The organism is Thioclava sp. GXIMD2076 (genome assembly GCF_037949795.1).
Lineage (GTDB): Bacteria > Pseudomonadota > Alphaproteobacteria > Rhodobacterales > Rhodobacteraceae > Thioclava > Thioclava kandeliae.
Genome location: NZ_CP149932.1, coordinates 146,913 through 163,156, shown reverse-complemented (window position 1 = coordinate 163,156; position 16,244 = coordinate 146,913). Strand labels below are relative to the sequence as shown.

Here is a 16,244-nt window from a genome sequence, read left to right as displayed (position 1 = left end):
GGCCGGAGATTCAATCGAGCTTGGCGAAAACTTCGTGAAATTCTCGGTCTTCGGCCGGGGCTTGTCTTCGGGACCGGTCGTTCCTAGCTCCATTTCACCCATGCCCGAGGGTGCGAGCAGCCTTGCGTCCGCGCCCAGACGGGTGTTAGAGGGAACGAAACTAGACCCAAGGGGGGAATGATATTCCATGGCAGGCTTTCCGACGAGCTTCGACCGGGACGAACTACTGAAATGCGCAAGGGGCGAACTGTTCGGCCCCGGCAACGCGCAATTGCCCGAACCGCCCATGCTGATGATGGACCGTATCACCGATATCTCGGGCGATGGCGGCGAATTCGGCAAGGGGCATGTTGTGGCCGAGTTCGACATCAAACCCGACCTGTGGTTCTTTGACTGCCACTTCCCCGGCAACCCGATCATGCCGGGCTGTCTGGGCCTTGACGGTTTGTGGCAGCTGACGGGCTTCAACCTCGGCTGGCGTGGCTGGCAGGGGCGCGGCTATGCGCTGGGTGTGGGCGAGGTCAAGCTGACCGGTATGGTTCGTCCCGACCGCAAAATGCTGACCTACAAGGTTGATTTCACCAAAGCCGTGCAGACCCGCCGTCTGACCATGGGTGTGGCCAACGGGATCGTCGAAGCCGATGGCGAGGTGATCTACCAGGTCAAGGATATGAAGGTCGCTCTTTCCGAGAGCTGATTGCCAGAAATTACGAGGAGGCCTGCTATGCGCCGTGTCGTTATTACCGGTCTGGGCGTTGTCAGCCCGATCGGCAACTCCGCCGAAGAAGTCACCGCGAGCCTGCGCGCAGGCAAATCGGGGATCACCTTCCAGCAAGACTATGCCGATCGCGGGTTCCGCAGTCAGGTTGCCGGTGTGCCGGAAGTGGACTTCGAGGCGCTGATCGACAAGCGCCAGCTGCGCTTCATGGGCCCGACGGCGGCCTATGCCTATATCGCCATGCAACAGGCGATTGCGGATTCGGGTCTCGCCGAAGATCAGGTCTCGAACGAGCGCACGGGTCTCGTGGCAGGCTCGGGTGGCCCGTCCACCTCGAGCGTGTTCCAGGCGCATACGATCACCGTCGAGAAGGGTAGCCCCAAACGTATGGGCCCGTTCATGGTGACCAAAGCCATGTCCTCGACCGTCTCGGCCTGTCTCGCGACGCCGTTCAAGATCAAGGGTGTGAACTACTCGATCACCTCGGCTTGCTCGACCTCGGCGCATTGCATCGGCAACGCGGCCGAGCTTATCCAGATGGGCAAGCAGGATGTCGTGTTCGCCGGTGGCGGCGAGGAGGTCGATTGGACGCTTTCGTGCCTCTTCGATGCGATGGGCGCGATGTCGTCCAAATATAACGACGCACCGGCCACCGCTGCACGCGCGTTTGATGCAACCCGTGACGGGTTTGTTATTGGCGGCGGCGGCGGCATTCTGGTGCTCGAAGAGCTGGAGCATGCCAAGGCCCGTGGCGCCAAGATCTATGCCGAAGTGACCGGCTATGGCGCGACCTCGGATGGCTACGACATGGTGGCCCCTTCGGGGGAGGGTGGCGAGCGCGCGATGCGGCTGGCGACCTCGACCCTGCCGGCAGGCCGCAAGATCACCTATATCAATGCGCATGGCACCTCGACCCCCGTGGGCGATGTGCGCGAGGTCGAAGCTGTCCGCCGCGTGCTGGGCGAAGACCATGCACCGATCTCCTCGACCAAGTCGATGACCGGCCATGCGCTCGGGGCGGCGGGCGTCAACGAGGCGATCTATTCGCTTCTGATGCTGCAGGGGGGCTTTATCGCGCCCTCGATCAACGTGACCGAGCTTGATCCCGCGCTGCGTCCCGAAGAGATCGCGACCCAGATGATCGACAATGTCGACCATGATTCTGTTCTGTCCAACAGCTTCGGCTTTGGCGGCACCAACGCATCGCTCGTCATGAGCAAGTTCCAAGAGTAAGAGGACGCCATATGGCCGAGTTGATGAAGGGCAAGCGCGGGCTTGTCATGGGGGTGGCGAATGACCGCTCCATCGCATGGGGGATCGCCAAGGCTCTGGCCGAAGAGGGGGCCGAGCTGGCCTTCTCCTACCAGGGCGATGCGTTCGGCAAGCGCGTGCAGCCCTTGGCGGAATCGCTGGGCTCTTCCTTCCTGGTCGATGTCGATGTGACCGATGATGCGTCGATGGATGCCGCTTTTGCCCGTCTGAAAGACGAGTGGGGCAGCCTCGATTTCATCGTCCATGCGATCGCCTATTCCGACAAGAACGAGCTGGCGGGCCGGTTCATCAACACCACCCGCGAGAACTTCAAAAACTCGCTGTCGATTAGCTGTTTCAGCCTGATCGATATCGGCCGCCGTGCCGAGGAACTGATGCCGAATGGCGGCTCGATCACCACGCTGACCTATGCCGGTTCCAACCGTGTGACGCCCTTCTACAACGTGATGGGTGTGGCCAAGGCCGCGCTCGAATCCTCGGTGCGCTATCTGGCCAATGATCTGGGCCCGCAGGGCATCCGCGTGAATGCGATCTCGCCCGGTCCGATGAAGACGCTGGCAGGGGCGGCCATCGGTGGCGCGCGTAAGACTTTCCGCCATACCGAAGCCAATAGCCCGCTGCGCTCCAACGCGACGCTGGAATCGATCGGCGGCACGGCAGTGTGGCTCTCGTCGGATTACGGTGCCTGCACCACCGGCGAGACCATCATGGTGGATTGCGGTTATCACGTTCTGGGTATGCCGCAGAGCGAGAACCTGTAATCGGGTAGATGGAATTGAAAAGGCCCCGAGGAAACTCGGGGCCTTTTTCATGAGGTGACGGAAACCGCAGCAACCGTTGGGAGGTTGAATTTCCCGAGGACCTGAAAAATCAGGTGGGCGCCAGGTAACAAGGCCAAGACCCTGACAGAGCCAGCTCCCTCGGAATCGGTATAGGCCACTGGAAAGACGTTCCCGTTACGAGAAGAGCAGTAACCGTCTCCCCACAGATAGGAAAGCGCGCGGGGCTTCGCAAGCCCCCTCGTTCAATCTTACGCGCTTTCGTGAGAGGGCAGGGGCTGGACTTATGTTCGCGCTTCGTTCATCCTGCAGTGCATGTCCGATATGCAGACCCTCTCCGAAATGCAGCCCGGCCAGATTCTGGCGCGTGGCATGGCGCGCGCGCTGACCGATCTGGGGCTGGCCTCGGTGCTGGAAATGCCCCTGCGCCCGCGACTGCGCGCCGATGTGATGGCGCTCTCGCGCAAGGGCGAGATCTGGATCATTGAGTGCAAATCGAGTCGCGCCGATTTCATGTCGGATCACAAATGGCAGGGCTATCTGGACTGGTGCGACCGCTATTACTGGGCCGTGGATTCCGATTTTCCACAGGAGCTTCTGCCGGAGGAGACGGGGCTCTTCATTGCGGATGGCTATGGGGCGGAGATGCTGCGCGAGGCACCCGAGGCGCGGCTCGCGCCCGCCCGCCGGAAGGCTTTGACGCTGGATTTTGCGCGGATCGCTGCAGCGCGGCTTCAGGGCTATCGGGATCCGGCTGTGCCGGTCCTGCCCGAGGCCGCGCGCTGAGATTATTTCTTTTTCTTGCCGGATTTGCCGGAGCTGGCTTCGGAGGCGATCAGACGTGCGGCATCGGCGGCAGCGCGCAGTTCCTCGGCGATTTCCTCGGCCTCATCGGGGTCGAAATCCATCGGCAGATCGATGCCGTCGCCCTCGAGGTAGATTCGCACCATGCCGAGATCGGTCGGGCCGATCTGGAGATTGGCACTGGTGTCGTGTTCGCTATTGATGCTCATAACGGTGCTCCGGTTGTGGCTTTGCGCGTTGCCTAGACGTGATTATTCCATGAGGCAAGGAAAATGCCAAAAACCTGTTACACCCCCCTTGCAATCCCCATTCGTAATCGGTAAATCCCGCCTCACGGTGCCGCTTTAGCTCAGTTGGTTAGAGCGCTGGATTGTGGATCCAGAGGTCCCCTGTTCAAGCCAGGGAAGCGGTACCATTTTTCAATAACTTAGCTGAAACGGCGCTCCGAGTTGTAACGGGTTGTATCCGTTTGTTGTGACGTTGTGACCGCGCCTGATTCACGTGGAACGGCGCAGTTTCACCACCTCGGCCACCGAGACATTTTTCTCCCTGATATAGCGGTCGGTCGTGCGCATGTTGGTGTGGTTCGCCTGATGCTGCAGCTGAATCGGTGTGGCGCCATGGCGCTTGGCATCGTTGATCGCACCGGCCCGCGCGTCCATCATCTTCAGCTCCTTCGGCAGCCCCGCCGCCCGAGCCGCCAGCCGAAACATCCGCGCCCAGTGGTGGCGGTCATAGGGCATCCCGTTCTTGTCGACGAAGACCGGCCCCGTGCGGTCATTGACCGGCGTCTCGTCAAGGCGCGCCCGCAATTCGGGCACCGCGGTGAGGTCGAACACCATCGCATCCGAATCGCTGCGCTCGGTCTTGGAGGGCGTCTTGCGGATCTGCGTGAGATCGGCATCGATCATGTCCCATGTGAGCCCGTCCTGCCAGCGCCGGCCGCCGCGCATGATGCCGGTCCGCTCGTCATCCGTCGGGCGCAGATATTGCCCGCGCACATCCACCGCCCTGAGCGCGAACCACCATTGCATCATGTAGCCCGTGGCGAAGGCGCGGTAGCCCAGCTCGTCGGCCTTCTCGATCACGGCGGCAATCTGCTCGGCCGTGGGCGCGATGGTGCGGGGCTTGGGGGATTTGAAGCGCGTCTTCGAGAGGATCAGCGAGAGTTTCGCCGCGCCCTCGAACTCGATCTGCACGCCGTAATTGACGAAGATCCGCAGAAGGCGGAAGGAGGTTGCGATGAAATGGATGCTGCGCCCGTTCTCCTTCATCGCCTTCTCCCAGCGCCGGATCGCCGCGTAATCGGCATCCATCACCAGCATGTCGCCGATCGCGCCGCGCCAGTAATTGCCATAGTGGCGGTATTGCTCGCGGGTGTTCTGTTTCACATCGCGGATGGGCGAGATCTCGTCACTCAGGTAGCGGGCGATGAGGTGATGGAAGGTGCCGGGCTCGAGGCGTGTCTCGTTCTCGGCCGTCTCCATCCAGCGCACCATGTCGCGGGTCAGCTCGCGCGCAAGCGTGGCGCGTTCCTCGTCGCGGTTGTCGCCCGCGAGCCCGGGCAGGGCGACCGGCCCCACGACATAGCCCATGCCCTGCGCGGTCTTGGTGGCGCGCCAGTAGACCCGGCCTTTCGATTTGACGGTGCAGGGGGCGTAGAGCGGGTCGGACCCGTCCCAGAGCGCAGGCTTAAAACGCATTCTTTCTTTCCTTCAGTCGGTGGGCCGTCTCGGCGGGGGTCGGTGCGGGCATGCCGTCGCTCACGCGGCGGCGTTTCTCGATCCATGCGATGACATCGGCCTTGATCGTGAGGCCGGTCAGCGGATCGCGTTTGGGGAAGCCTTCACGTCCGAGCTTGTCGCGATGGCTGCGGAACCACGTGATCCGGCGGCCGAGCGTGGCCGCGACCCATTGATCCGAGCCATAGGCCGATACGGGCGCGAAGGTCGCGTCCCAGGTTATGTCGGATCCGTGGAAATTGTGGTCATGTTCTCCCATCAGCGGCTTCCTTCGAATAGCAGGAGAATGGTGAGGCAGGCGGCAAAGGCCGCGCCGGCGATGATGGCGATCAGCATACGGGGCTCAGAAGTCGATCTCGGTCGGCTCCTGCTCCTCGCGCAGCCGCCGGAGTTCCTCGGCCACTGTTTTGCGGATCATGTTGCCAAGCGCCCGTCCGCTGGGCTTTTGGGGGCTTGGTGTCTGGCGGAGGGTGGCTTGACGCGGTGCTGTCTCCGGACGTGCGGCCAGAAGGCTCTGGTCGGAGTCCCAAGGCGCGCGCGAGAGGCTCACCTGCCGCGTCGAATAATCCGTCTTGCCCAGCCCGTCGGGGATGGTCACCGCGCGCCTGTTCTGGCGGCGCGGTTTGTCTTGTGAAGTGGCATGTGTCTGCATTGGCCGTCCTTTCATTCAAGGCGGCGGAAGCGGCGAACCGTTACGGAGATGTCGGGCAAAAGGCCGCTTGCGCCTTTCGGTCCCGCGTTGAGCGGGACGGGTGGAGCTTGGGGCAGCACCTCGCAGGGCGCTGGCCGAAGCCCGTAAAGGGCGGGTGGTGCTGGCCCTTGTCCCGTTGCAGCACCACCCGATCTGGCCCCGTGGAAACGCCGGAAAACGCGGGGCCAAATTCTGTCAGTCCATCCCGAGCGCCTGCTTGTAGATGTCCATGATCGCCTCTTCCTCAGCGATGTCGTTCTTGTCGCGCTTGCGCAGGGCGATGATCTTCCTGAGGATCTTGGTGTCGTAGCCGCGGGCTTTGGCCTCGGCCATCACGTCCTTCTGCTGCCCGGCGATATCCTTCTTCTCGGCCTCGAGGCTCTCGTACTGCTCGATGAACTGGCGCAGCTCGTCGCCGGTCACCTGATAGGCTTTGTCCTCGGCCACCTTGAAATCGGCATCGGGTTTCGTCGGCGGTTTGCCGGCGTTGGCGCAGCTGATGTTATGGGCCGTGCGGGCGAGGAGCTCGGGCGTCTCTGTATTTTGGGGGATGGGCGTCATGGCGTTCACGATGGGCTCCTCGAGAAAAGGCCGGACGGCGGCGAGCAGCGCGCCGCCCGGCAGTTGGGTTGCGAGCAGTTCACAGGCAACCGATTTCAGAAGGCAGGGTTCTCGGCCTGCCATCGGGCGCAGGTGATCTGCGCCAGCGGGTCGAGATGGATCAGCAGGAACAGGATGGCGGCGCCAATTCCGAGCGCGGCCCATATGGGCGATCTCGGTCGTTTTGCTTGGTAAAAGGTCTGCATGACGCGGCTCCATCCTGAGGGGCGGCAGGCTCATATGTCGCTGCCGTTGTGATGAAGGCTAGTCCGCAAAATGCGTATCGTCAAATACAAAAGTACGCAAAACGAATACTTTTTATACGCCGTGTGCGTATTGTGTTTCGAGCATTTCTCTGCGAGTTGATCCTAAGTCAGCATATCAAGCTATTAAAAGTTCTTATTTTGTTCTTTACGAAAGCGGGTTGTGCTGATTATTTTGCAACCTGCGAGATTTGAGTAGTGACTAAGTTCGCGTGCTTATTCGAAGGGTTGTTTATGGAATTGGCTGAGCAGAATAGGATGGCAGAACTGAAAAAGGCCCGTCACCTGACAGGCCTGCCATTAGATTTCTGGATAGATTTGACAGAAGGTTTATCTCATAGCTCGGTCGCTATCCTGTGCGGGAGGTCTGCCTTGTTCCCGAAATACATGAATTCAAAAGATAACCCGTAAGTTTTGCGCAGGCTCTTGGCGGCATTCCGCGTGAGCTCTCGCCGCCCGGTCTCAAACCCATTTAGGGTCTGTTTGGTCATTCCGGCTTTTTCGGCGAATTCGGCTTGGCTCAAGCCAAGTATTTCTCGCACCCTGCGCAGTCGGGCGCCTATCGCCTCGGCGCTGTCGTCTTCTTCAAGCATTTCGCCCCCTGGGTGCGTTTGGGGATGTTCTCCCGGCGTTAGGGGCAGACTAGCATTTGATCTGCGAACATCTGAGGCGCATTTTGTTTCTTGCTTATCGTACTCATTTTGCGTACCGATGGGCATATGGATGAGATTTTCGACATTTGGCGGAACGCCGGCGAGATGGCTCGCGATATAGGGGTCAATCGAAGGACGATTATTTCTTGGAAATATCGTCAATCGATTCCTCCCAAATACGATGGGTTGATCATGTCCGCAGCGAGAAGGCGCGGGCACAGGCTTACGGCCAATCGGCTGTTCTGCCTTCGGGAGAAACTCCTTTCGAAAAAGGGGACCGCAAGATGATGCCGTTTTCTTGTCCATTCTCCCATTGTGGCAAGGTCACGAATGGCGGGGAAATCAAAACGCTTGCGAAGGTGACGCGATGATCCAGACGAAGATCCGCGAGGATATTTCCGAAATTCTCTCCGAACTGCTGGTGACCGATCGGGGCCCCGCGCGGTTCCAGCCGGCCTATGAGCAGTTCGCGGGGCAGATGACCGATCCGGCGCAGTTCTCGCGCCGGCGCAATGGCTCGCTCGACTGGACGATCATGGATGCGATCGTGATCCAGCATGTGACGAAATCCGACCGCATCAATGATTACATGCGCAGCCTGCGCCGCAATCAGGTGGCCATGTCGCCGATCGCCGAGGCGGCCAGCCTGATCGAGATCGCGGCCAGCATCTACAAGGAAAGCGGCGAGGCGGCCTCCGAGGTGGCCAAATGCGGCGATCAGATCGATGCGATCACCCATGCCAATGTGCTGCGCGAGCTGGAGGAGGCGCGCGATGCCGTGCTCACCGCGCTCGATCGGATCAAACGTTTGCCTCTGGCCTCGGTGCCGAATGTGGTCCGCCATGAACGCGCATGAGGATTGGGCCGCTCTGGCCCGCGCCGCCAAACCGCTTGACTGGGCGGCACCGATCACCTTCGGGGTGGATCCGGTCGAAGCCGCGAGACGCTCGGGCGGGCGGATCGTCTATGTCTCGACGCCGCTGGTGCTCGATGGCTGGCAGATCCCCGAGACCGTGGTGCTCGATGCCGCACGCGCGGCAAGCGAGCTGGCGCGCTTCAGGGTGGGGGCGGTGTCTCCGGTGGTGCTGGGCGCCGCCTATCTCGATGCCGATATGCATCTGGGCATCCGCGATCCTAGGCAATGGGCGCGTTGGGTGGCGTCTATCCGCAACGCGGCGGGCGCGATCTGGGTGCCGGCAAGCCGTGGCTGGTCACGCTGCCCGCAGGTCTGGGCCGATGTCCAATGGGCCGCCTCGCACGGGGTGCCGGTGATGGTCGAAGCACAGGAGATGGGTCATGGGAGTTGAACGCGCCTTTACTGTGGTCGATACCGAGGATCTTCTCGAATATCCCTTCGACGAGAACACTCGCCTCGACAGCCATCACTTCATGGCTTGGGAGCACGGGCGTTGGCTCAACTCATCCATGCGGGCCAAGGGCACAGCGGAATGCCGGGCGCTCTATTTCGACCTGATCTGCATCTCGATGGAGCAGACGCCGGTGGGCACCTTGCCCGATGATCTGGACGAACTCGCCTTCCACCTGCGTGTCGACTCGGCGCATTTCAAAGCGCTGTGCCGGATGGATTACGGCCCGCTGCACAAGTGGCAATCGTGCCAGACAAAGGGCGGGGCACGGCGGCTCTATCACCCGCATGTGCTGCTGATGGTCACCGACGCGATCTCCCGCAAGCATGACAATCAGGCCAAGAATGACGCGGCCAACAAGGCCAAGCGCCTTCAGCGTCTGCGCACGACGCTGGCCAGCTATAACGCGAGCCTCGCCGAGCAGGATGGCGCGGTGCTGTGGATCGAGGACTGGCTGTCGGAGCGGTGCTCTGGCTATCGCACCTCTGCCTGGATCGAGCAGGCCCTCGGCGCTTGGTCGGCGCATTCGATGCAGCTGAACCGGACGCGTTCGGCTTTCTGAATTTCTGTCCAAACTGTCTTCAATCTGTCCACCAGACAGATTTGGACGAATTCCGGACAGATTTAAAAGTGTCCTGCACGACAGGGACAAAGACAGAGACATAACAGTTACCCGCATCCCGGACGGAAATGGGCGGTGGCTGTGGATAGGTCGGGATCTGCTGAGAAAAGGAGAGGTGACATGGACAGTGCGGAACAGGCGGCCGGAGAGAAGCGGGTGCGGGCGGTGCTTTTCGAGCCGCTCTTGCGGCTGGGGCTCGGGCGCCCCTCGACCGTGACCAAGGCGGGGTTCGAGGAGATGGTGGCGGAGGTAAGCGGCAAGCTCGCCTATATGTCCGGGATCAATCTCGACGCGCTCAAGGAAGAGATCGTCGCGCATCCGGGCGGTGCGCGTGGTGACCGGATCTGGGCGGGTGCGCAGATCCTGAAGAAGGCCGCCGAGATCGATCCGCCCGAAGAGACCGGTAGCCCGCTGATGCGCGCGGTCTTTGCCAGTGCGATGGGGCGCGAGGCGCTGCGCGATGGCTGGGCGCCCGAACTGCGCCGCGCGGTCAAGGATACCCGCCGCTGGCCCATCGCTTTCGCCGCCAGCCAGCTGCGCGAGAAGGCGCGGGATAACCTGCGCCGCCTCATGCTGATCGAGGAGAACATGGCCGCCGGCCGGCAGGTCTCCGATGACGACATGGCCTTCCGCCACAGGCGGCAGGTGGCGATGGAAAAATGCGAAGCAATTGCGCAACTGGCGCAGGCAGGAGACAGGGCATGAGCAAGGCAATGCGGAAACTGAAAGTATCGATGGCGGCCTCGCCATGGGATCTGGGCCAGACGACGGCGGCGCAGCTGCGCGGCAAGACCTTCGAGAAGGTGATCGTGGTCGATCGGGCAACGGGCAAGGCGGAAAACCCCGAGGGCGCGATCCGTGCGCGGCGCGAGACCTGGGTGGACCGTTACGAGCGCAAGGAACAGCTCACCGCAGCACAGGCCCATGTGGCGCGGGCGCTGGCCTTTGCGGCCGAGGGCGAGCGTCAGCGTGATCCGCTTGCCGCCTTGGGTGTCGTCAATGCGTCGGGGCAGGTGGATCGGGCAGGGGCCTATGTGGACCGGCGCCGGCGTTTTCACCGGATGTGGGCCGATGTGCCGCAATTCGCCCGTCCTGTGGTCGCGCATGTGGTGCTGGGGGATGGATCTCTGGGCAGTATGTGTGGAGGAGGCAAAGCGCAGGCCCGGCATCTGGATCGCCTCCAGAGGGGCCTCGAGGCCCTTGTGGAGGCCTGCCCGAAGAAAAGGGATTGACGGTGAAAACTAAGTCGTCCAGATTGGCATCATCGCAAGAGCTGCGCCCGGAACGGATAAAACCGTTGCCGGGCTTTCTCATGCGCGCTTACATGGCCTCCTTGACGCCTATCCTGATCAGCCACCAGTTCACCGGAAACGCCGTCACAAACCCGCAGAGCATGGCGATCTGCATCACGAACCAGAACTCGACCGAATTGGTCCGCAGCTCGGTGCCCAGCACCTGCGGGAAGAGCCAGAAATGGGCGATGGCCATGAAGCCATACATGCCGATCTGCCACGAGGTGAGCGAGGCGGCATCCGCCTTCACGGCCTCTTTCAGGGCTTCGCCTCTGGAGATGTCGCGCATCGGCTTGATGGCGAAATACTGGAACGCGACACCGAAGCCGAAGGCGAGGACGAAATCGAGAACCCAGACGGCAAAGATCTTCTCGGCGAAGATCCATTGCCAGCCGAAGGCCACGGCCACTGCCGGAAGGAAAAAGGCGAGCCATTCGGCGATGATATCGCCCAGGGTGCACCCGCTGCCGCAATGGAGCGCGCCTTTGGCGACGGTTTTCATGGTCGGGCCGGACATATTGTGCCCGTGATCATGACCGTGATCATGACCGTGATCATGCTGGTGCCCGTGATGGTCGTGATGCTGTTCCGTCTTGAGCGGCGCGCGGCCCACCGACAGGTAGAAGCCCAGAACCAGAACGCTGCCGAAGAGCGCGCAGAGCGGCCAGACGAGGTTCATGATCCACATATGCTGCGGCCTCTTTCGCTCGTCCTGCGCGATCCAGATGGCGCAGACGATGGCGAGGGCGAGAGAGATGAGGGCGACGATATGCAGGGCGAGGGGCAAAGCGGGCTCCTTTTCAATGGGGACAGGATCTCAATGGGCCCATCCCCGAAAAGTTCCGCTTCAGGCGTCACTCTGCATGTACTCGACCTCGATCTCGTTGAGGATGTCGTAGGAAGGGACCAGATCGACACCTAGATGCTCGCTCAACTCCTCATGGATGGAGAGCGCCATGCGCTTCTCCTCGATCAGCCGGTCGATGACCTCGAGGCTGGTTTCATCCTCGCCGCTCTTGGCGACCTCCTCGCTTAGATGGGTGAGTTCGGTGATCGCTTCGACCAGTCGGTGTTGCTCGTTTGTGAAGTAGTGCATCGGTACTAAGGAGGCTTATCAATGGATGTTGACCAGATCTACTCACGCGCCGGTTGCGCTGTCTATTGCAAAGGTCCGGACAAGCAGGGTGACCTCGCGCCCTCAGGACGTAGAAACCGATTAAAGCTTTCGAATAAACCTATCAGAGGAATGAATGAAAAATATCAGTTATTGAAAATGGCTTCTGGTGTCAGTTGCGGCGATAATGAGCGGGCTACTGATTCTCTTTCGGGCGAGAAGGGCGCGCCCGGTCCGGATGTCTTTCCAACGGCTAGAGACCGAGCGGAGGTTTCTGTTTCCAGATATCGGTAAAGTTGGCCAGAGGCGTCCGCTCCAGATCTTGGCGGACTGTTTCGAGGAGGGGCAACTCGACCTCGAGGCGCTCGCAAAGGGCGATATGATCTGCCAGCGCGACATGCTTCTGGGAGAGCAGGTGGCTGAGCGTGAGAAGCCTCTCGCTCCTGTCGGCCCCTTCCTCGGGTTCGCGGCGGGCGATGATGCTTTCCAACTCGCGGATGGATTCGACCAGCCGGCGTTGCTCGTTAAGAAAATAGGGCATACTTGCTACTGCCTCCCCATCAACGTGTGTTGATAATGGTAATCGCAACTTTCCGATGTGTCTACGTCGCCTTGCTCAAACTCGCGGCATGACCCGTGTGGGCATGAAATCAGGAGAGCCCGATGCCCAAGCCACTGCTCGACACCTCCGGCTTCACCACGGCGCTCGACACGCTGGCCAAGCGCGATGTGGTGATCGCCTCGACCTGGGCGCTCAATGATACGGCGGAAGAGGCGCGGGCGCATGTGGCGGAGCGGATGACGGTGGTCTTCGACCGGCCGACGCGGTTCACGCAGAACGCATTCCGGGTTCGCAAAGCCCGCAGCTCCGATCTGGAGGCCGCGGTCGAAGAGCGGGCCACGATTGGCCGCCGCCATTACCTGAAGGTGCAGGAAGAGGGCGGGCCGCGGGGCCAGACGGGCTTCGAGAAGCTGCTTTCGCAGAACCTCGCCTTTGAAGGCATCATCCAGTCGGTGATCCCTGCCGAGGGCGCGCGGCTCGATGCCTATGGCAATTGGTCGACGGGCGAGCGCAATCAGGTGCTCTCGGCGCTGAATGCCCAGCGGGACCGCGCGGCCAACGCGACCAAAGCCTCGCGCAAACGTAAACCCAAGCGGGCACGCTATTTCGTGCCCAAGGCGGGGCTCACGCAGGACATCTACAAGCGCGGGCCGTCGGGGATTGCCGAGCGGGTGGCGATCCTGTCGGACAAGGTGCCGGTCTATCAGAAACGGCTGGGCTTTTTTGCCGAGGCCGAGCGGATCTACGAGACGCGGCTGCCCGCCCATCTGGGCCGGACACTGGCCAAGATGATCGCCAAGCGGTTCGGCTGAGCCCGCCCGAAGCCGCCCATTGCCCACGGGTCCTTCCGGGCCCTTTCCCGCATGCGGGTAATTCGCACCCCGTGCCGCGGAGATGGTGTTTTTTTGTCGGGGGTATCTGTTTGGGTTGTTGTTGTTTTTAAGGGAGTTGGCCTCATGGAGTTCGATCTGGAGGCGGCACTAGCGCGCTATCCTCTGCCCGAGACGGTCGAGGACGAGATCGTCAACCGCACGCAGCTCGCGCGCGGGCTCAACAAGACCGAGCCGATCATCAGCAAATATCTCGAGCAGGGCATGCCGGTGGTGGCGCGCGGCTCGAACGGGCAATCCTATGCGTTCCGGCTCTCGGAATGCTATGCGTGGAAGATGTGGCGCGATGGCGAGACGCAGCGCCGGTTCGAGGCCAGCGAACGCGCCTCGGCGCAGATGTCGCTTCTCTTCCGCAATGACGAGGATGCCGATCCCAACGAGCAGGTGCTGACAGCGGCGCAGATCGCCGAAGAAGCCGATGCCGATTACAAACGCTCGCGCGCGGCCGAGGCGCGGGGCGATCTGGTGCGCCGCGCCCGGATGCAGGCGATGATCGATGACGTGCTGACCACGTTCCGCAACGCGATGATGTCGCTGCCCGATTTTGCCGAAGTGGAGTTCGGCCTCGCGCCCGCGCAGGTCGACAAGCTGCAAAGCCGCTGTGACGAGGTGCTGGTGCAGGCCGCGCTGCGCATCCGCAAGGACATGTTCGAGACCCCCGCCATCGTGCGGACGCTGAAGGGAGGCGATCCCGTCCAGCAGAAGGAAGCCTGATGATCGAGATCGATACCACCCGCATGGGCGCGCATTCCGCGCGTCTGCGCGAGCCGCTGCCGCCCTATACGCGGCCCGAGGAGATCCTCGCCGATGCCATGCCGATCATCGAGACGGTGAACCGGATGAGCGTGACCGATGCCGCCGAACGCTATGTGCGGGTCGAGACGCAGGGCACCTGGCAGCTGATCGACCGGATGATGACGCCCTATATGGTCGAGCCCGCCGATATGACCGGCTCGCGCCGCTTCAAGGTGGTGGCCTTCGTAGGCCCCTCGCAATCGGGCAAGACGGTGATGCTGCAGACAAGCTGCCTGCACCGCGTAATGTGCGATCCGATGCCGGTGCAGGTGATCCATATGTCGCGCCCCGAGCGCGATAAATGGGTCGAACACAAGCTCGATCCGATCGTGCGCAACAGCCCGCGCATCCACGATCTGCTAGGCAAGGGCCGCGATGACAGCACCTTCTCGCGCAAGCGCTTCCGCGGCGCGCGGGTCGAGATCGGCTATCCCACGGCCCAGCAGCTCTCGGGCGGGACCTACGGGCTGGTGGCGATGACGGATTTCGACCACTTTCCGGTGGTGCTCGGCACCAAGGACAGCCCCGAGGGCACGCCTTACCGGATGGCGCGCCAGCGGATCCGGACCTATCTCAGCCGCGGCTGTGTGCTGGTCGAGAGCACGCCCGCCCATCCATGGGAGGATCCGAGCTGGCATTCGGGGCCCGACACCCCGCATATGCTGCCGCCCACCACGGCGGGCATCGTGAACATCTACAATGAGGGCACGCGGGGGCGGTGGTATTGGGAATGCCCGGAGTGCACGGGCCTCTTCGAGCCGCGCTTCGACCGGCTCGTCTATGACGCGGCGCTCGATCCGGGCGATGCAGGCGTCGGGGCCGAGATGGGCTGTCCGCATTGCGGGGCGCTCATCGCGCATCGCCACAAGATCGAGCTGAACCGCCGCGCGCTGATGGGCCATGGCGGCTGGCTCCATGAGGGGCAGGAGGTCGATGAGGCGGGCCGGCGCGCGCTGGTGCCGATCGGCGATAGTGCGGTGCGGCGCACCGATGTGGCGAGCTATTCGCTTGATGGGGCGGCGGCGACCTTTGCCAACTGGCCGGAACTCGTGGCGAACTTCGAGGCGGCGCGGCGCAAGGCCGAAGATCTGAGCGACGAGAGCGAGCTGTCGGGGGTCTATTACACCGAGATCGGCAAGCCCTATCGAGGCGCGTTTGGCAATGAGGCCGAGATCGGACTGCAATTCCTCAAGGATCACGCGCAGGCCACGCCGCGCGGGGTGCTGCCCGACTGGGTGCGCTTTGTCACCGTCTCGGTCGATGTGCAGGATAACCGCTTTCCGGTGCAGGTGACCGCCTGGGGCGAGGGCGGACGGGCGCAGGTGGTCGAACGCCATGATCTGGTCACCCCGCCCGAGGGTGCGCCCAATACCGAAGCCGAGCGTTCGGTGCAGCCCGCGCGCTATGGCGAGGACTGGGCGGTGCTCGAAGCGCTTGGCGAGCAGGTCTGGCCGGTGGCAAACGCGGGCTACGGGCTGCGCGCCATCGCGCTGGTGGTGGACTTCCAGGGCTCGCCCGGGGTGTCGGACAATGCCGAGGCCTTCTGGCGCGGGCGCAAGGCGGCAGGTCTTGCCAAACGCTGGTTCATCTCGCGCGGGCGGGGCGGGTTCAAACTGCCCGCCCGCGTCTGGCTCGATACGCCGGAACGGGGCTCAAAAGGCAGGAAGGCCCGCTCGATCAGGATCCTCAATATCGCGACCGACCGGATCAAGGACACGGTGAGTGCGGCGATCGGCAAGGTCAATGGCGATGCGGCAGGGGCCTTCTATACCGCGCTCTGGATGGGCGATGACCAGCTAGGCGAGCTGATCGCCGAGGAGCGCGGCAAGGAGGGCTGGGAGAAGCGGCGCGGCCAGATCCGCAACGAGAGCTTCGATCTCTCGGTGCAGGCGCGGGCGCTCGCCGAATATCTCGGGCTCCTGCGCATCCGCGACTGGGAGACAGCCCCCGGCTGGGCGGCGGCGGGCCCCCTCAATTCCATGGCGGTGGCCCTGGCGGAGACGGCCGCTCCGGCCGCCGCTCCAAAGCCCGCGCGCCCGAGGCGCAGGGTCCAGACACTCAACTATCTGCGGAGATGATC

21 protein-coding genes, 1 tRNA gene and 1 other RNA gene are annotated in these 16,244 nt (G+C 62.4%); 13 read left to right on the top strand and 10 right to left on the bottom strand.

Annotated elements, in window-relative coordinates; genetic code table 11:
• The first annotated feature begins 187 nt into the window (after positions 1-187).
• The 3 genes from fabA to WDB91_RS00840 are packed head-to-tail and all read left to right on the top strand — an operon-like array spanning position 188 to position 2,751.
• Positions 188-697 carry a bifunctional 3-hydroxydecanoyl-ACP dehydratase/trans-2-decenoyl-ACP isomerase gene (fabA, locus tag WDB91_RS00850; RefSeq protein ID WP_339113289.1) on the top strand — a complete coding sequence of 170 codons (510 nt, stop codon included), beginning with the start codon at positions 188-190 and terminating at the stop codon, positions 695-697.
• A gap of 27 nt (positions 698-724) precedes the next feature.
• Positions 725-1,951 (top strand): beta-ketoacyl-ACP synthase I, encoded by a 1,227-nt coding sequence (fabB, locus tag WDB91_RS00845; RefSeq protein ID WP_339113288.1) that lies wholly within the window; start codon positions 725-727, stop codon positions 1,949-1,951.
• Positions 1,952-1,962: 11 nt separating this feature from the next.
• The gene (locus WDB91_RS00840) at positions 1,963-2,751 is read left to right on the top strand and encodes an SDR family oxidoreductase (RefSeq protein WP_339113287.1); all 789 of its coding nucleotides are present in this window, start codon (positions 1,963-1,965) and stop codon (positions 2,749-2,751) included.
• A 57-nt stretch (positions 2,752-2,808) separates the two neighbouring features.
• Here WDB91_RS00840 and ssrS read toward each other — a convergent pair.
• Positions 2,809-2,967, bottom strand: a non-coding RNA gene (gene ssrS, locus WDB91_RS00835) — 6S RNA.
• 117 nt (positions 2,968-3,084) lie between these two features.
• Here ssrS and WDB91_RS00830 point away from each other — a divergent pair.
• Positions 3,085-3,555 carry an MmcB family DNA repair protein gene (locus WDB91_RS00830; protein ID WP_339113286.1) on the top strand — a complete coding sequence of 157 codons (471 nt, stop codon included), beginning with the start codon at positions 3,085-3,087 and terminating at the stop codon, positions 3,553-3,555.
• A 2-nt stretch (positions 3,556-3,557) separates the two neighbouring features.
• Here the strand turns inward: WDB91_RS00830 and WDB91_RS00825 are convergent, their stop codons facing one another.
• The gene (locus tag WDB91_RS00825; RefSeq protein ID WP_339113285.1) at positions 3,558-3,782 is read right to left on the bottom strand and encodes a DUF6324 family protein; all 225 of its coding nucleotides are present in this window, start codon (positions 3,780-3,782) and stop codon (positions 3,558-3,560) included.
• A 129-nt stretch (positions 3,783-3,911) separates the two neighbouring features.
• Here WDB91_RS00825 and WDB91_RS00820 point away from each other — a divergent pair.
• Positions 3,912-3,988 (top strand) — tRNA-His (locus WDB91_RS00820).
• A gap of 82 nt (positions 3,989-4,070) precedes the next feature.
• Here WDB91_RS00820 and WDB91_RS00815 read toward each other — a convergent pair.
• From WDB91_RS00815 to WDB91_RS00795, 5 genes are all read right to left on the bottom strand, one after another.
• Positions 4,071-5,276, bottom strand: a complete 1,206-nt coding sequence (locus WDB91_RS00815) for a recombinase (RefSeq protein WP_339113284.1) — start codon at positions 5,274-5,276, stop codon at positions 4,071-4,073.
• The gene (locus WDB91_RS00810; RefSeq protein ID WP_339113283.1) at positions 5,266-5,574 is read right to left on the bottom strand and encodes a hypothetical protein; all 309 of its coding nucleotides are present in this window, start codon (positions 5,572-5,574) and stop codon (positions 5,266-5,268) included. Before WDB91_RS00810 ends, WDB91_RS00815 begins: the two co-directional genes overlap by 11 nt.
• 84 nt (positions 5,575-5,658) lie before the next feature.
• Entirely contained in the window at positions 5,659-5,967 is a 309-nt protein-coding gene (locus WDB91_RS00805; RefSeq protein WP_339113282.1) for a hypothetical protein, read from the bottom strand.
• 234 nt (positions 5,968-6,201) lie between these two features.
• Positions 6,202-6,453 carry a DUF2312 domain-containing protein gene (locus WDB91_RS00800; protein ID WP_339114416.1) on the bottom strand — a complete coding sequence of 84 codons (252 nt, stop codon included), beginning with the start codon at positions 6,451-6,453 and terminating at the stop codon, positions 6,202-6,204.
• Between the two features lie 751 nt (positions 6,454-7,204).
• A complete protein-coding gene (locus tag WDB91_RS00795) occupies positions 7,205-7,828 on the bottom strand; it encodes a helix-turn-helix transcriptional regulator (RefSeq protein ID WP_339113281.1) in 624 nt (207 codons plus the stop codon).
• 61 nt (positions 7,829-7,889) lie between these two features.
• Here WDB91_RS00795 and WDB91_RS00790 point away from each other — a divergent pair, with 61 nt between their 5' ends.
• The 5 genes from WDB91_RS00790 to WDB91_RS00770 all read left to right on the top strand — a co-directional run bounded on the left by WDB91_RS00790 (position 7,890) and on the right by WDB91_RS00770 (position 10,743).
• The gene (locus WDB91_RS00790; protein WP_339113280.1) at positions 7,890-8,378 is read left to right on the top strand and encodes a hypothetical protein; all 489 of its coding nucleotides are present in this window, start codon (positions 7,890-7,892) and stop codon (positions 8,376-8,378) included.
• Positions 8,365-8,829: a DUF1937 family protein gene (locus WDB91_RS00785; protein WP_339113279.1), complete on the top strand. Its 465-nt coding sequence runs from the start codon at positions 8,365-8,367 to the stop codon at positions 8,827-8,829. The genes WDB91_RS00790 and WDB91_RS00785 overlap by 14 nt, the downstream gene beginning before the upstream one ends.
• Positions 8,819-9,451 (top strand): hypothetical protein, encoded by a 633-nt coding sequence (locus WDB91_RS00780; protein ID WP_339113278.1) that lies wholly within the window; start codon positions 8,819-8,821, stop codon positions 9,449-9,451. The genes WDB91_RS00785 and WDB91_RS00780 overlap by 11 nt, the downstream gene beginning before the upstream one ends.
• Before the next feature lie 180 nt (positions 9,452-9,631).
• Positions 9,632-10,216 carry a hypothetical protein gene (locus tag WDB91_RS00775; RefSeq protein ID WP_339113277.1) on the top strand — a complete coding sequence of 195 codons (585 nt, stop codon included), beginning with the start codon at positions 9,632-9,634 and terminating at the stop codon, positions 10,214-10,216.
• Positions 10,213-10,743, top strand: a complete 531-nt coding sequence (locus tag WDB91_RS00770) for a hypothetical protein (RefSeq protein ID WP_339113276.1) — start codon at positions 10,213-10,215, stop codon at positions 10,741-10,743. Before WDB91_RS00775 ends, WDB91_RS00770 begins: the two co-directional genes overlap by 4 nt.
• A gap of 88 nt (positions 10,744-10,831) precedes the next feature.
• Here WDB91_RS00770 and WDB91_RS00765 read toward each other — a convergent pair whose 3' ends face one another.
• The 3 genes from WDB91_RS00765 to WDB91_RS00755 all read right to left on the bottom strand — a co-directional run bounded on the left by WDB91_RS00765 (position 10,832) and on the right by WDB91_RS00755 (position 12,458).
• On the bottom strand, positions 10,832-11,590 hold the full coding sequence (locus WDB91_RS00765; RefSeq protein ID WP_339113275.1) for a DUF4396 domain-containing protein: 759 nt from the start codon (positions 11,588-11,590) through the stop codon (positions 10,832-10,834).
• Between the two features lie 60 nt (positions 11,591-11,650).
• Positions 11,651-11,899, bottom strand: a complete 249-nt coding sequence (locus WDB91_RS00760) for a hypothetical protein (protein WP_339113274.1) — start codon at positions 11,897-11,899, stop codon at positions 11,651-11,653.
• A 271-nt stretch (positions 11,900-12,170) separates the two neighbouring features.
• Positions 12,171-12,458 carry a hypothetical protein gene (locus tag WDB91_RS00755; protein WP_339113273.1) on the bottom strand — a complete coding sequence of 96 codons (288 nt, stop codon included), beginning with the start codon at positions 12,456-12,458 and terminating at the stop codon, positions 12,171-12,173.
• A gap of 122 nt (positions 12,459-12,580) precedes the next feature.
• Between WDB91_RS00755 and WDB91_RS00750 the strand changes: the two genes are divergently transcribed.
• The 3 genes from WDB91_RS00750 (at position 12,581) to WDB91_RS00740 (ending at position 16,242) form a co-directional block, all read left to right on the top strand.
• Complete coding sequence (locus WDB91_RS00750; protein ID WP_339113272.1) at positions 12,581-13,291, top strand: hypothetical protein; 711 nt, start codon at positions 12,581-12,583, stop codon at positions 13,289-13,291.
• Positions 13,292-13,435: 144 nt separating this feature from the next.
• Positions 13,436-14,083: a hypothetical protein gene (locus WDB91_RS00745; protein ID WP_339113271.1), complete on the top strand. Its 648-nt coding sequence runs from the start codon at positions 13,436-13,438 to the stop codon at positions 14,081-14,083.
• Positions 14,083-16,242, top strand: a complete 2,160-nt coding sequence (locus WDB91_RS00740; protein WP_339113270.1) for a terminase gpA endonuclease subunit — start codon at positions 14,083-14,085, stop codon at positions 16,240-16,242. Before WDB91_RS00745 ends, WDB91_RS00740 begins: the two co-directional genes overlap by 1 nt.
• The last annotated feature ends 2 nt before the right edge of the window (positions 16,243-16,244 follow it).